This window comes from Kitasatospora sp. NPDC018619 (assembly GCF_044391605.1).
In the GTDB taxonomy this organism is placed as follows: Bacteria; Actinomycetota; Actinomycetes; order Streptomycetales; family Streptomycetaceae; genus Kitasatospora.
Genome location: NZ_JBISAI010000027.1, coordinates 36,056 through 49,011, shown reverse-complemented (window position 1 = coordinate 49,011; position 12,956 = coordinate 36,056). Strand labels below are relative to the sequence as shown.

At 72.8% G+C, this 12,956-nt stretch carries 13 protein-coding genes; 12 read left to right on the top strand and 1 reads right to left on the bottom strand.

Going from position 1 to position 12,956, the window contains the following annotated elements; translation table 11 throughout:
* The first annotated feature begins 37 nt into the window (after positions 1 to 37).
* On the top strand, positions 38 to 562 hold the full coding sequence (locus tag ACH5AR_RS30655; protein WP_396304788.1) for a GNAT family N-acetyltransferase: 525 nt from the start codon (positions 38 to 40) through the stop codon (positions 560 to 562).
* A gap of 92 nt (positions 563 to 654) precedes the next feature.
* Positions 655 to 2,661: an ATP-dependent zinc metalloprotease FtsH gene (ftsH, locus tag ACH5AR_RS30650; protein WP_396304787.1), complete on the top strand. Its 2,007-nt coding sequence runs from the start codon at positions 655 to 657 to the stop codon at positions 2,659 to 2,661.
* 124 nt (positions 2,662 to 2,785) lie between these two features.
* Here ftsH and ACH5AR_RS30645 read toward each other — a convergent pair whose 3' ends face one another.
* On the bottom strand, positions 2,786 to 3,490 hold the full coding sequence (locus ACH5AR_RS30645; protein WP_396304786.1) for an SAM-dependent methyltransferase: 705 nt from the start codon (positions 3,488 to 3,490) through the stop codon (positions 2,786 to 2,788).
* Between the two features lie 309 nt (positions 3,491 to 3,799).
* Here ACH5AR_RS30645 and proS point away from each other — a divergent pair, with 309 nt between their 5' ends.
* The 10 genes from proS to lepB (ACH5AR_RS30595) all read left to right on the top strand — a co-directional run bounded on the left by proS (position 3,800) and on the right by lepB (ACH5AR_RS30595) (position 12,799).
* Positions 3,800 to 5,212 carry a proline--tRNA ligase gene (proS, locus tag ACH5AR_RS30640; RefSeq protein WP_396304785.1) on the top strand — a complete coding sequence of 471 codons (1,413 nt, stop codon included), beginning with the start codon at positions 3,800 to 3,802 and terminating at the stop codon, positions 5,210 to 5,212.
* A 491-nt stretch (positions 5,213 to 5,703) separates the two neighbouring features.
* Positions 5,704 to 6,282 carry a hypothetical protein gene (locus tag ACH5AR_RS30635; protein WP_396304784.1) on the top strand — a complete coding sequence of 193 codons (579 nt, stop codon included), beginning with the start codon at positions 5,704 to 5,706 and terminating at the stop codon, positions 6,280 to 6,282.
* Positions 6,283 to 6,599: 317 nt separating this feature from the next.
* Positions 6,600 to 7,028, top strand: a complete 429-nt coding sequence (rpsP, locus tag ACH5AR_RS30630; protein ID WP_196946892.1) for a 30S ribosomal protein S16 — start codon at positions 6,600 to 6,602, stop codon at positions 7,026 to 7,028.
* A 2-nt stretch (positions 7,029 to 7,030) separates the two neighbouring features.
* Positions 7,031 to 7,270, top strand: a complete 240-nt coding sequence (locus ACH5AR_RS30625) for an RNA-binding protein (protein WP_030056773.1) — start codon at positions 7,031 to 7,033, stop codon at positions 7,268 to 7,270.
* 164 nt (positions 7,271 to 7,434) lie between these two features.
* On the top strand, positions 7,435 to 8,070 hold the full coding sequence (rimM, locus tag ACH5AR_RS30620; protein WP_396304783.1) for a ribosome maturation factor RimM: 636 nt from the start codon (positions 7,435 to 7,437) through the stop codon (positions 8,068 to 8,070).
* An 89-nt stretch (positions 8,071 to 8,159) separates the two neighbouring features.
* Positions 8,160 to 8,978 carry a tRNA (guanosine(37)-N1)-methyltransferase TrmD gene (gene trmD, locus ACH5AR_RS30615; RefSeq protein ID WP_396304822.1) on the top strand — a complete coding sequence of 273 codons (819 nt, stop codon included), beginning with the start codon at positions 8,160 to 8,162 and terminating at the stop codon, positions 8,976 to 8,978.
* 153 nt (positions 8,979 to 9,131) lie between these two features.
* Entirely contained in the window at positions 9,132 to 9,482 is a 351-nt protein-coding gene (rplS, locus tag ACH5AR_RS30610) for a 50S ribosomal protein L19 (RefSeq protein WP_030306736.1), read from the top strand.
* 318 nt (positions 9,483 to 9,800) lie between these two features.
* Positions 9,801 to 10,553: a signal peptidase I gene (gene lepB / locus ACH5AR_RS30605; RefSeq protein WP_396304782.1), complete on the top strand. Its 753-nt coding sequence runs from the start codon at positions 9,801 to 9,803 to the stop codon at positions 10,551 to 10,553.
* On the top strand, positions 10,537 to 11,550 hold the full coding sequence (gene lepB / locus ACH5AR_RS30600) for a signal peptidase I (RefSeq protein WP_396304781.1): 1,014 nt from the start codon (positions 10,537 to 10,539) through the stop codon (positions 11,548 to 11,550). The genes lepB (ACH5AR_RS30605) and lepB (ACH5AR_RS30600) overlap by 17 nt, the downstream gene beginning before the upstream one ends.
* 241 nt (positions 11,551 to 11,791) lie before the next feature.
* Positions 11,792 to 12,799 carry a signal peptidase I gene (gene lepB / locus ACH5AR_RS30595; protein ID WP_396304780.1) on the top strand — a complete coding sequence of 336 codons (1,008 nt, stop codon included), beginning with the start codon at positions 11,792 to 11,794 and terminating at the stop codon, positions 12,797 to 12,799.
* Positions 12,800 to 12,956 lie beyond the last annotated feature (157 nt).

The window sequence follows — 12,956 nt, the reverse complement described above, 5'->3', positions numbered from 1 at the left end:
CGGGCGGCGGGCCGATCGCGTGTCCGATGATGGGGGCATGCGAGTGATGATCAGGGCCCCGAGGTCCGAGGACGCGGCCGGGTACGCCGAGGCGGTCCGGCGGTCCGCAGAACACATCGGACAGTGGAACCCGGTCGAGCCGGACGGACTGCCCGACCTGCTGAAGCGCCAGGGTTCCGGGCTGCGCACCTTCCTGATCGTCGACAGGGAGACCGGCGGGCTGGTCGGCAAGGTCAACGTGGCCAACATCGTGCTCGGCCGGTTCTGCAACGCCACGCTGGGCTACGACTCGTACCTGCCGTTCAACGGCACCGGGCGGATGACCGAGGGCATGCGGCTGGTCGTGGACCGCTGCTTCGCCCCGCAGCCGTCCGGCGGGCTCGGGCTGCACCGACTGGAGATCAACGTGCAGCCGGACAACGAGCGCTCGATCGCGATGGCCGAGCGGCTGGGCTTCCGGCACGAGGGCTTCTCGCCGCGGATGCTGTTCCTCCAGGGGGACTGGCGCGACCACGAGCGGTTCGCGCTGACCGCCGAGGAGTGGCCGGGCGCCGCGGCATAGCCGCTGGTGGGAGGGGGCGGCGCGGCCGTCCGGCGGCCCGGGCGCGGCGTTGCGATTGGCCCGCCCGAGCACCTGTCCGTATCGTCCGATGAGTGACCGAACCCGTGCCGCCGCGTCAGACCCCCGACCAGCCCTGGCGCTCGGAGGGCGCCCCGCCCCCGCCGCCGCCCAAGCGCCGGATGCCCGGCGGCTGGGTGGGCCTCGCCCTCACCGCCCTCGTGGTGTTCCTGATCTCGGACCTGCTGCTGTCCTTCTTCGGCCCCGCCGGTGCCACCACGATCTCGTACACCGAGTTCAACAACCAGCTGAACAAGGGCAACATCACCAAGATCTACGCCAAGGGCGACGCGATCGAGGGCACCCTCAAGAGCGCCCAGCCCAAGCCGGACGGCGGCAAGGGCGACTACACCGAGTTCGACACCCAGCGGCCGTCCTTCGCGGGCGACAACCTCTGGAGCACCCTCCAGCAGAAGGGCGTCGAGGTCACCGCCACCTCGCCCGTCCAGCAGCGCAGCTTCCTCACCAACCTGCTGATCTCGCTCGCCCCGATGCTGCTGCTGATCTTCATCTGGGTGCTGCTCGCCCGCCGGATGGCCGGCGGGCTCGGCGGCGGGCCGCTCGGGCGCAAGGCCCCGCCGAAGCCGGTCACCGCCGAGGAGGGCAGGCGCACCACCTTCGCGGACGTGGCCGGCATCGACGAGGTCGAGGCCGAACTCACCGAGGTCGTCGACTACTTGAAGAACCCCGAGCGCTACCGCAGGCTCGGCGCCAAGATGCCGCGCGGGGTGCTGCTGAGCGGCCCGCCCGGAACCGGCAAGACCCTGCTGGCCCGGGCCGTGGCGGGCGAGGCCGACGTGCCGTTCTTCTCCGCCTCCGCCTCCGAGTTCATCGAGATGATCGTCGGCGTCGGCGCCAGCCGGGTCCGCGAGCTGTTCGCCGAGGCCCGCAAGGTCGCCCCGGCGATCATCTTCATCGACGAGATCGACACCATCGGCCGCCAGCGCGGCGCCGGCGGCGGCATGGGCGGGCACGACGAGCGCGAGCAGACGCTCAACCAGATCCTCACCGAGATGGACGGCTTCACCGGCTCCGAGGGCGTCATCGTGATCGCCGCGACCAACCGGGCGGACGTGCTCGACCCGGCGCTGCTGCGCCCGGGCCGCTTCGACCGGCGGATCACCGTCAGCCCGCCCGACCGGGAGGGCCGCGCGGCGATCCTGCGCATCCACAGCCGCAGCGTCCCGCTGGCCGGCGACGCCGACCTCAACCAGCTGGCCAAGGCCACCCCGGGGATGACCGGCGCCGAGCTCGCCAACCTGGTCAACGAGGCCGCGCTGCTGGCTGTCAAGCGCCGGCAGGACGCCGTCAACGAGCGGGACCTCTCGGACGCGCTGGAGAAGGTCCAGCTCGGCGCCGTGCGGCCGCTGGTGATGCCGCAGGAGGAGCGCGAGCGGACGGCGTACCACGAGAGCGGGCACGCGCTGCTGGGCATGCTCCAGCCCGGCGCGGACCCGGTCCGCAAGATCACCATCGTGCCGCGCGGCCGGGCGCTCGGCGTCACCCTCTCCACCCCGGAGAACGACCGCTACTCGTACACCGAGCCCTACCTGCGCGGCCGGATCATCGGTGCGCTCGGCGGCATGGCGGCCGAGCAGGTGGTCTACGGGGTGATCACCACCGGCGCGGAGAGCGACCTGGAGCAGGTCACCAACATCGCCCGCGGGATGGCCGGGCGCTGGGGGATGAGCGAGCGGGTCGGCCGGCTCACCGCGGTGCCCTCCGACCCGCAGGGCGCGTACGGGCTCTCCGCCGCGCCGACCACCCTGGACGCGGTGGACGAGGAGGCCCGGCGGATCGTCTCGGAGTGCTACGACGACGCGGTGCGGATCCTGACCGAGCAGCGGCACCGGCTGGACGCGCTGGCGGCGGCGCTGCTGGAGGCGGAGACGCTGGACGAGGCGGCGGCGTACCGGGCGGCGGGGGTGCCGCGGGAGGGGGCCGACGGGGCCGACGGGGGCGAGGGCTCCGACGGGACGGGCGGGGCGGACGGGGGCGAGGGCTCCGACGGAGGCGAGGGGAAGTCGATCGACCGGGCGTGAAGCCGGGGCCAGGGGCGCTCGCCATGATGGCGGGCGCCCCCGGTTTTTCCGTCCGTCGGTCGGTTCACCCGTCTGTCCGGTTCGTCCGTCCGCGCGCCGGTGGGTGCGTGGCCGGCCGGCGGGGTCAGCGCGGGCGTTCGGCGACCAGGTAGCGGAAGAGGTTCTCCATCCGTACCGATCCGTCCGCGCGCAGGTACGGCTGGAGCGCCTCCTCCAGCTCCTTGGCCACCAGCGAGGCCCCGGAGAACTCCTCGGCCGGCTCGAACAGGCCGGTGGAGAGCAGCCCGCGCACCGCGCTGTCGAGGTCGGCGTAGGCGAACGGGCAGCTCACCCGCCCGCTGCCGGCCGGCCGCAGTCCGGCTGGGGCGAGCAGGTCCTCCAGCGCCCCGGGCGCGCTCAGCTCGAACGGGTCGCGCGCCGTGGTCCGGCCCGCCATCCGCCGGGCCAGGTCCAGCACCGCGGCGCTCTCGCAGCGCTCCGGCGGCCCCCAGGCGGCCAGCACCACGTGCCCGCCCGGGAGGGTGAGCCGGGCCGCCGCGGCGACCACCGGAGCGGGGTCGGCGGCCCCCGGCAGCTGCTCGAAGACCGTCACCAGAGAATGGGCCGACCGGGGGACGGCGGCCGCCGGCCGGGGCCCCGCGCACACCCGCAGCCGACGGTCGCGGGCCAGCTCGCGCAGCTCGTCCGCCGGCTCCTGCCCGGCGACCTGGGCGCCCCGGCCGGCCGCGAGCAGCAGGGCCAGTCCGGACCGGCAGCCCAGGCCCAGCACGCTGCTCGCCGGGCCGACCTCCAGCCGGTCGTAGACCGCCTCGTAGAGCGGTACCAGCATGCGTTCCTGGATCTCCGCCCAGTCGCGCGCCCGCGCGGGGCGGGCTGCCCCGGTCCGCGGGTGGTGCGGTCGTGCGCCCGTCGGTCGTGCGGTCGCGCCGGTCGTCCGAGCTGAAGCCATGGCGGCCTCCCATCCGGTCCTTCGGTGTGCTGCTACGGCTCCCCCAAAGTCCCGCCCCACACCAGCGAACAGCGGGTCGGGCCCGGAGTCCAGAGGGGTGCAGGGTGGTGCGCGCGCGTCGCGGTGGTGCGCCCCCGTCCGGCGATACCGATTCGAAACCGGGGCCCCGGGCCCCGTACCATTCGCCCCATGGCTAAGGCACCCGTTCTCACCCCTCAGGCGGAAGACTTCCCGCGCTGGTACCAGGACCTCATCAACAAGGCCGAGCTGGCCGACAACGGTCCGGTGCGCGGCACCATGGTCATCCGACCGTACGGCTACGGCCTGTGGGAGCGGATGCAGCAGGAGATGGACGCGCGGATCAAGAAGGCCGGCGCGCAGAACGCCTACTTCCCGATGTTCATCCCGCAGTCCTACCTGACCAGGGAGGCCGAGCACGTCGAGGGCTTCGCCCCCGAGCTCGCGGTGGTCACCCACGGCGGCGGCAAGCAGCTGGAGGAGCCGGTCGTCGTCCGGCCGACCTCCGAGACGATCATCAACGAGTACTTCTCGAAGTGGGTGCAGAGCCACCGCGACCTGCCCCTGCTGATCAACCAGTGGGCCAACGTGGTCCGCTGGGAGCTGCGTCCGCGCGTCTTCCTGCGCACCACCGAGTTCCTCTGGCAGGAGGGCCACACCGCCCACGCCACCTACGAGGACGCCCGCGACTACGCGTCGATGATCCACACCCAGGTCTACGGCGACTTCATGACGAACGTGCTCGGCATCGACGTCGTGCTCGGCCGCAAGACCGCCAAGGAGCGCTTCGCCGGCGCCATCAACACCCTCACCCTCGAAGGCATGATGGGCGACGGCAAGGCGCTGCAGATGGGCACCAGCCACGAGCTGGGCCAGAACTTCGCCAAGGCGTTCAACACCACCTACCAGCTGCAGGGCGCCGAGCGCGAGCACGTCTGGCAGACCTCCTGGGGCGTCTCGACCCGCATGGTCGGCGGCCTGATCATGTCCCACGGCGACGACAACGGCCTGCGGGTGCCCCCGCGCCTGGCCGCCGTCCAGGCCGTCGTGCTCGCGATCAAGGGCGACGACGCGGTCATCGCCAAGGTCCGTGAGATCGGCGCCCAGCTGGAGGCCGCCGGCGTCCGGGTCGTGGTCGACGACCGCACCGACACCCCGTTCGGCCGCCGCGCCGTGGACTGGGAGCTCAAGGGCGTCCCGCTGCGCATCGAGGTCGGCCCGCGCGACCTGGAGAACGGCACCGCGATGCTGGCCCGCCGCATCCCCGGCGGCAAGGAGCCGGTGTCCGTCGACGGCCTGGCCGCGCTGGTCCCGGGCGTGCTGGAGGAGGACCAGGCGCTGCTGCTGCGCCAGTCCCGCGAGCGCCGCGAGTCCCGCACGGTCGACGTCAAGACCATCGACGAGGCCGTCGAGGCCGCCGCGACCGGCTGGGGCCGGATCTCCTGGGCCGAGCTCGGCGCGGAGGGCGAGGCCAAGCTGGCCGAGCAGGGCGTCACGGTCCGCTGCATCGTCGCGGCCGACGGCTCGGTGCCGCAGGCGGACGACCAGGAGGGCAACGTGGCGCTCGTCGCCCGGGCCTACTGACCCTCGGCCGGGAGCCGGGAGCCGGGAGCCGGGAGCCGGGAGCCGGGAGCCGGGAGCCGGGAGCCGGGAGCCGGTCGCCGGTCGCCGGTCGCCGACCGCCCGTGGGCAATGACCGGCACCGGCGACATTTGCCCGGAATGCGGATGGGTAAGAATCCGGTAACCGTTCCGGTGCGTCCGTGCGACGGACATCCCTACTGGCCGGTCAACTCCCGGTATTAACCGAATAGCGGTACGGTGTACGGCCCGTGGCCCTGTCAATCCGGCAGACCCACGGGCCGTACGTCCTGGGTGGCGACAGCCCGCTCCCCGGACGGAATTCTCACCAGGCCCGTCGACGTCACGACGGACCGAAACCGGCAGGGGGTTGGTCTTGCGTCAGATCCGGAACGCGCAATTCGCGCGCGGCCTCGCATTCCTGGGAGTTCCCTGTGAATTCCCCGGGAACGAGAACATGCGGAACATCGGCTCGCACTCCATCGTTGGTCTAGCGTGAGCACGACACAGCCCCTCGTTCTCGCGGCCGAACTGGCCGCCGCCTGGAGCGACATCCAGGCCCACCACCAGGACCTTCCGGACCTCGCCTCGCCCGAGGCGCTGATCGGAGAGTCCTCCTCGGCCTGCGGGACGCGGCTCGGTTTCGAGCGCCTCCTGCACGAGGCCGCCCACGGTCTGGCCGCGGCCCGGGACATCCGGGACACCTCGCGGGCCGGCCGCTACCACAACCGGCGCTTCCTGATGCTCGCTTCCGAGCTGGGCCTGGCGCACCCGGTCGAGCCGCACGCGAGCAGCGGCTTCTCCCAGGTGACCATGCTCAAGGAGACCCAGGAGCGGTACGCCGAGACCATCGAGCGCCTGGACCGCGCGCTCGGGGCGCACCAGGAGGCGGTGGCCGGCGACGGCGTCACGCGCGCCTTCCGCGGCCCCGCGGCCCGGCACGGCTCCTCCGGGGGCGGTGTGCGGGTCAAGGCGGTCTGCGGCTGCGGGCGCAACGTCCGGGTCGTTCCCTCGGTGCTCGCCCAGGCGTCCATCGTCTGCGGCGCGTGCCAGCAGCCCTTCAAGATCGCTTAGTTGCCGACGTCCCGGCGGGCTGCTGTGCGGGCGGCGGTCCGGCCGGAATGAGCGTCGCAACGAGCGGACGTGCAGCACGGCGGTGACGTCTTCGGGTTGGACCGGGAGCGGGGGCTCCCGGTCGAGCCCTGACCGGGGGGCCCGGTCCCGCGTGCTGGCGGTTTCCGCCGGTGTGGCAGAATGGACAGCTGAGTACTCGGCAGCCGGGCAGGACCCCTCTCTCCTACGGCTGGCGTGTCCCTTGAACGGTCCGCCCCGCAACCCCACGCGGTCGGCGAGCCCGCTCACCCACGTCAACACCAGGAGAATCCACTCCCGTGGCAGTCAAGATCAAGCTGAAGCGTCTCGGCAAGATTCGCTCCCCGCACTACCGCATCGTCGTCGCCGACGCCCGCACCAAGCGTGACGGCCGTGCGATCGAGGAGATCGGCATCTACCAGCCGACCTACAACCCCTCGAAGATCGAGGTCGACAGCGACCGCGCCCAGTACTGGCTGTCCGTCGGCGCCCAGCCGACCGAGCCGGTGCTCGCCATCCTGAAGCTGACCGGCGACTGGCAGAAGTTCAAGGGCCTGCCGGCTCCGGAGCCGCTGAAGGTCGCCGAGCCCAAGGTCGAGGACTTCTCGCACCTGTTCGCGAAGGCCGTCGCCGGCTTCGAGGACGCCACCACCGGCGTCGCCATCACCCCGAAGGCCAAGAAGTCGGACAAGGCCGAGGCTGAGGCCGACGCCGCCGCCGAGGCCTGATCGTGATCGAGGACGCCCTCGACCACCTGGTGAAGGGCATCGTCGAGCACCCCGACGAGGTGCAGGTGCGCTCGCGCAACCTGCGTCGGGGTAACACCATCGAGGTGCGGGTGCACCCCGATGACCTCGGCAAGGTGATCGGCCGGGGCGGCCGCACGGCGCGTGCTCTGCGCACCGTGGTCGGCGCCCTCGGCGGTCGCAACGTCCGGGTCGACCTGGTCGACGTGGACAACATTCGCTGACGCTGCTGCTCGTTCAGCCGTCAGGGCTTGTGAGGCCGACCGGGACGCATGTCGTCCCGGTCGGCCTTTTTCGCATTCCCATCCGCTTCCGCTTTCCGTCGCATCACCGCTTCGCAGCCCGTCGCCTTCCGCTGCGGCTCAGGACTTCCAGGAGAACGATCACCGTGCAGCTCGTCGTCGGCAGGATCGGCCGTGCCCACGGCATCAGGGGGGACGTCAGTGTCGAGGTCCGCACCGACGAGCCGGAACTCCGGCTCGGCCCCGGTGCCGTCCTGCTCACCGACCCCGCGTCGACCGGACCGCTGACCATCGAGTCCGGCCGGGTGCACAGCGGCCGGCTGCTGCTGCGCTTCGTCGGCGTCAAGGACCGCAACGCGGCCGAGGCCCTCCGCGGCACCCTGCTCATCTCCGAGGTCGACCCGGAGGAGCGCCCCGAGGACCCGGAGGAGTACTACGACCACCAGCTGATCGGCCTGGACGTGGTGCTGCTGGACGGCACCCCGGTCGGCGAGCTGACCGAGGTCGTCCACCTGCCGTACCAGGACCTCCTCACGGTGAAGAAGGCCGACGGGACGGAGGTCCTGGTGCCCTTCGTCAGCCAGATCGTGCCGACCATCGACCTGGAGAACCAGCGCGCGGTGATCACCCCGCCGGCCGGGCTGATCGACCCGGAGCAGGCCGAGGTCGCGGGGACCTCCTCGGCCGGGCGCGCCGAGGGCGCGGAGGGCTCCGAGGACGCGCAGGGCTCGGGGCACGGCGAGGGCGCGGAGGGCATCGAGGGCTCGGAGGAGTCGCAGTGAGCGCGGAGGAGCGCGCCGCGGCGGGTGCCGAGGCGACTGCCGGAGCCGCGTCGGGCGGTGTGCGGGAGGTGCGGGAGGTGCGGGACGGCATGCGGATCGACGTCGTCACGATCTTCCCCGAGTACCTGGAGCCGCTGGACGTCTCGCTGGTCGGCAAGGCCCGCGCCCGCGGCCAGCTCGACGTGCACATCCACGACCTGCGTGACTGGACCCACGACGTGCACCGCACGGTCGACGACAGCCCGTACGGCGGCGGCCCCGGCATGGTGATGAAGCCCGAGCCGTGGGGCGAGGCGCTGGACGCGGTGGTCGCCGACGGCCCCGAGGGCCAGGTGCCCACCCTGGTGGTGCCCACCCCGAGCGGCCGCCCGTTCACCCAGGAGCTCGCCCAGGAGCTGGCCGGGCGCCCCTGGCTGGCCTTCACCCCCGCGCGGTACGAGGGCATCGACCGTCGGGTGATCGAGGAGGCGGCCACCCGGATGCCGGTGGTCGAGGCCTCGATCGGTGACTACGTGCTGGCCGGCGGCGAGGTCGCCGTGCTGGTGATGGTGGAGGCGATCGCCCGACTGCTGCCCGGGGTGCTCGGCAACGCCGAGTCCCACCGCGACGACTCCTTCGCGCCGGGCGCGATGGCCGACCTGCTGGAGGGCCCGGTCTACACCAAGCCCGCCGAGTGGCGCGGCCGCACGGTGCCGGACGTGCTGCTCAGCGGCAACCACGGCAGGATCGCCCGCTGGCGCCGTGAGCAGGCCTTCGCCCGGACCCTGGCGAACCGGCCCGACCTGGTCGAGCGCTGGCAGTACGGCGCTTTCGACAAGAAGGAGCGCGAGGCGCTGAGCATCCTCGGCCTGGCCTGGGACGAGCGGCTCGGCCGATTTCGGCCCGTGGCCGAAGGTGTGGAAGAATAGGCGGCTGCTGTCTGTCGCTGGTTCCCTTCCTTGGGGGCACGTGGACCGGCGCCCCCGCCACGGGGGGATCGTCGTCAGCCGATGCGGCCCGCAGCACACCCCATTGTGACGATTTTCCGTGGGCGGCCCGTGGCGCCTGCGATGGAGAGCAACATGAGCAACAAGCTCGCTGCTGTCGACGCGGCCTCGCTGCGTAGCGACATTCCGGCCTTCCGCGCCGGTGACACCCTGAAGGTCCACGTCCGGGTCATCGAGGGCAACCGCTCCCGTGTCCAGGTCTTCCAGGGCGTCGTCATCCGTCGCCACGGCGCCGGTATCGGTGAGACCTTCACCGTCCGCAAGGTCAGCTTCAACGTCGGCGTGGAGCGCACCTTCCCGGTGCACACCCCGGTCGTCGAGAAGATCGAGGTCGTGACCCGCGGTGCGGTTCGCCGCGCCAAGCTGTACTACCTGCGTGACCTCCGCGGCAAGGCCGCGAAGATCAAGGAGAAGCGCGACCGCTGATCCACCGGCCCCCGGCCCGGCCGGGGGATCGGAACGCTCTGAGGGGGCCGAACGGCCGCACGGTATGCTCACCCCCCGATGAGCACGCACGAACCACCCGCGGACCGCGACGGCAGTCCCGCACCCTCCGGTGCGGACTCGCTGTCGCGGTCCGCGGTCGTTTCCGGCGGCGGCGCCGGGCGGGCTGCCGGCGGTGCCGCCGACGGGCCCGTCGCGGAAACCGTGGCGGAAGCCGCTGAGGGTCCCGCCGGGGAAGCCGTTGCGGAAGCCGTCGGCCAGGCCGCCGGGGAAGCCGCCGCGGGATCCGCCGAGGAGACGGTGGAGGGCCCGGAGCAGCGCGACGGTGCCGGGGGTGACGGCCCGGAGCAGGAGCCCGACCAGGACGAGGAGCCCGGGCACTCGCGTTCGCGCGACCTGCTGCTGTTGGTCGGGATCTGCCTGACGGCGCTGCTGCTGGTGAACGCCTTCGTCGCCCGGCCGTTCTCGGTGCCCTCCGGATCGATGGAGGAGACCCTGCGCCCGGGCGACCGGCTGGTGGCGAACCAACTGGCCTACGCCTTCGGCGGCCACCCCCAGCGCGGCGACGTCGTGGTGTTCGACGGGACGGGCTCCTTCCTGCGCGAGTCGGCGAAGCCCTCCGGCTTCTGGGACGGCCTGCGCTCCTTCGCCCGGGACCTCGGGCTGGCCCCGGCCGGGGACACCGTCTACGTGAAGCGCGTGATCGGCGTCGGCGGTGACCGGGTGACCAGCACCGGGCCGGGCGCGCCGATCACCGTCAACGGCGTGCCGGTCGACGAGACCTCCTACCTGGCCCCGGGCGACGACCCGTCCGCCGTGGCCTTCGACATCGTGGTGCCGGCCGGTGAGCTGTGGGTGATGGGTGACCACCGCAGCGCCTCCCGGGACTCCCGCGACCACCTCGGCGAGCCCGGTGGCGGCTTCGTCCCCGAGGAGAAGGTGATCGGCCGGGCGGACTGGGTGGTCTACCCGTTCTCGCGCTGGACCGGCCTGGACCGGCCCCCGGCCTTCGCCGCGACGGCGGGGACGGGCGGTCATGGGGGCCAGAGGTAGGGGGCGGACGGCCGAGGCCCCGGCGGCCGGCCGCCGCAGTGCCGCAGGCGCGGCCGGTGACGGCGCCGCCGGCGCGGCCGGTGACGGTGCCGTCGGCGCGGGCGCGGAGGAGGACGGCGAGGCGGACCGCGGCCCGGCTGGGGCCCCGCCGCCGCGCGGCCGGGCCGAGCGCCGTCGCAGCGCCCGCAGGGCGGCCCGCCGGCGCAGGCGCCCGCTGGTGCGCGAGGTGCCGCTGATCGTCCTGGCGGCCCTGTTGGTGGCGCTGGTGATGAAGACCTTCCTGGTGCAGGTGTTCGTGATCCCCTCGGGCTCGATGGAGCAGACCATCCTGGTCGGGGACCGGGTACTGGTGGACAAGCTGACCCCCTGGTTCGGCAGTGAGCCGCAGCGCGGCGACGTCGTGGTGTTCAAGGACCCGGGCGGCTGGCTGGAGCACGACCGCAAGCCGTCCCACGACGGCCCGGTGCCGGCTGCGGCCAAGCAGGTGCTGGCCTTCGTCGGTCTGCTGCCCTCCGACGACGAGCAGGACCTGATCAAGCGCGTGGTCGGCGTCGGCGGGGACACCGTCGAGTGCTGCGACGCGCAGGGGCGCCTCAGCGTCAACGGCCATCCGGTGGAGGAGGCCTACCTCGCACCCGGCAACCCGGCGTCCCGGCAGGCCTTCAGGATCCAGGTGCCGCAGGGGCGGCTCTGGGTCATGGGCGACCACCGGGATGTCTCCGCCGACTCCCGTTTCCACATGGGCGGTCCGGGCCAGGGGACGATCCCGCTGAGCGGCGTGGTCGGTCGCGCGTTCGTGATCGCCTGGCCGCTGGACCGCTTCCATCAACTCGATGCGCCCGGTTCACTCTCCTCTCTCGCCCGGATGCCGCAGGCCGGCGGAACTGCCGCGGATTCGGTGGATGTTGGGCCGGTTCCTGTGGAACCTCCGCTCGTTATGGGTGTGTTGGGCATCCTTCCGTTCGTCGGCCGTCGGCCGAGGCGGCCTCCGGAGTGAGCCGAACCGGCCGCGGACCGGCGGGCCTCGCGTGTGGGACCGCGAGCCGGATGCCCTGGAGTGATAGAGAAGTGCAGGTGCGGCCGGGAGTGGTTCCGGCCGTGTGCCGAGGCCGTGCTGGTGTCAGGGGAGTCCGCGGTGGGCAGCCCTGAGGAGTTCACGGTCGTGGTGAGCGTGGTGCCCGCTGTGCGGCACTCTGAGCGCGGGCGCGCGGGCGTCCGCACAGCAGGGAGGAGACGTTGTGGGGGATTTGGTGATCGGCGCCCGATCAGGCGCCGGAGAGCCCGAGGGCACGGGCCGTCGGGCGGACCGGTCCGCCGAGTCCGCGGCCTCCTCGGCCTCGGTCGAGGACGCGGCGGCGCAGACCGCCGACGGGCAGAGCGGCTCCGGGCCGGAGGACCCCCCGGACTCCCCGCACGCGGGGGCCGAGCCCGCGGACGGGTCGGACTCGGAGGCTCCGTCCAAGCCGCGCAAGCAGCGCTCGTTCTGGAAGGAACTGCCGATCCTGGTCGGCATCGCGCTCGTACTCGCGCTGGTGATCAAGACCTTCTTCGTCCAGGCGTTCTCCATTCCCTCGGAGTCGATGCAGAACACGCTGCAGGTCGGCGACCGCGTCCTGGTGGACAAGCTCACGCCGTGGTTCGGAGCCGAACCCGAGCGCGGTGAGGTCGTGGTGTTCCACGACCCGGGCGGCTGGCTGAACGACGAGCCGACCCAGCAGAGCAGCAACTCCTTCCTCCGCGGTGTGCAGGACGTGCTGAGCTTCGTCGGCCTGATGCCCTCCGCCAACGAGAAGGACCTGATCAAGCGGGTCATCGCGGTCGGCGGGGACACCGTCGAGTGCGAGGGCGACGGGCCGGTCAAGGTCAACGGCGCCGCGCTCGACGAGCCGTACGTCTACCAGGGCAACACCCCCTGCGGCGACCACCCCTTCGGCCCGGTCAAGGTGCCCAAGGACCGGATCTGGGTGATGGGCGACCACCGCGCCAACTCGCTGGACTCCCGCTTCCACATGGACCAGCCGGGCGGCGGCACCGTTCCGGTGGACAACGTGATCGGGCGCGCCTTCGTGGTGGCCTGGCCGGTCAACCACTGGTCGACGCTGCCGGTGCCGGACACCTTCGACCAGAAGGGGCTGGCGGCGGCCGCGCCGCTGGCGCCCCCGGTGGCCGGTGCGGTGGGGGCCGTCGCCCTGCTGCCGCTGGTGCGTCGGGTACGGGGTCGGGCGGAGCGCCGCACGGAGTCCTGAGCTCCGCCGGATCCTGACCCACCGGGTCGGCTCCGGCCCTTGCGCGGGCCGTGGTACCGACGAGTAGTCTGCTCGGACGTGCCACGGCCCGTCGGCGTTCGCGCCCGAGCCCCCGGCGTGCCAGTGGTGTTCTCCGGTCGGCCAGACGTGGACGGTG

Excerpts from the sequence above, each read along its gene's own strand:
- ACH5AR_RS30655 (WP_396304788.1), top strand. The coding sequence starts at position 38 with ATGCGAGTGATGATCAGGGCCCCGAGGTCCGAGGACGCGGCCGGGTAC.
- ACH5AR_RS30645 (WP_396304786.1), bottom strand. The coding sequence starts at position 3,490 with ATGCTGGTACCGCTCTACGAGGCGGTCTACGACCGGCTGGAGGTCGGC.
- proS (WP_396304785.1), top strand. The coding sequence starts at position 3,800 with ATGGCTAAGGCACCCGTTCTCACCCCTCAGGCGGAAGACTTCCCGCGC.
- trmD (WP_396304822.1), top strand. The coding sequence starts at position 8,160 with ATGCGGATCGACGTCGTCACGATCTTCCCCGAGTACCTGGAGCCGCTG.
- rplS (WP_030306736.1), top strand. The coding sequence starts at position 9,132 with ATGAGCAACAAGCTCGCTGCTGTCGACGCGGCCTCGCTGCGTAGCGAC.
- lepB (WP_396304781.1), top strand. The coding sequence starts at position 10,537 with ATGGGGGCCAGAGGTAGGGGGCGGACGGCCGAGGCCCCGGCGGCCGGC.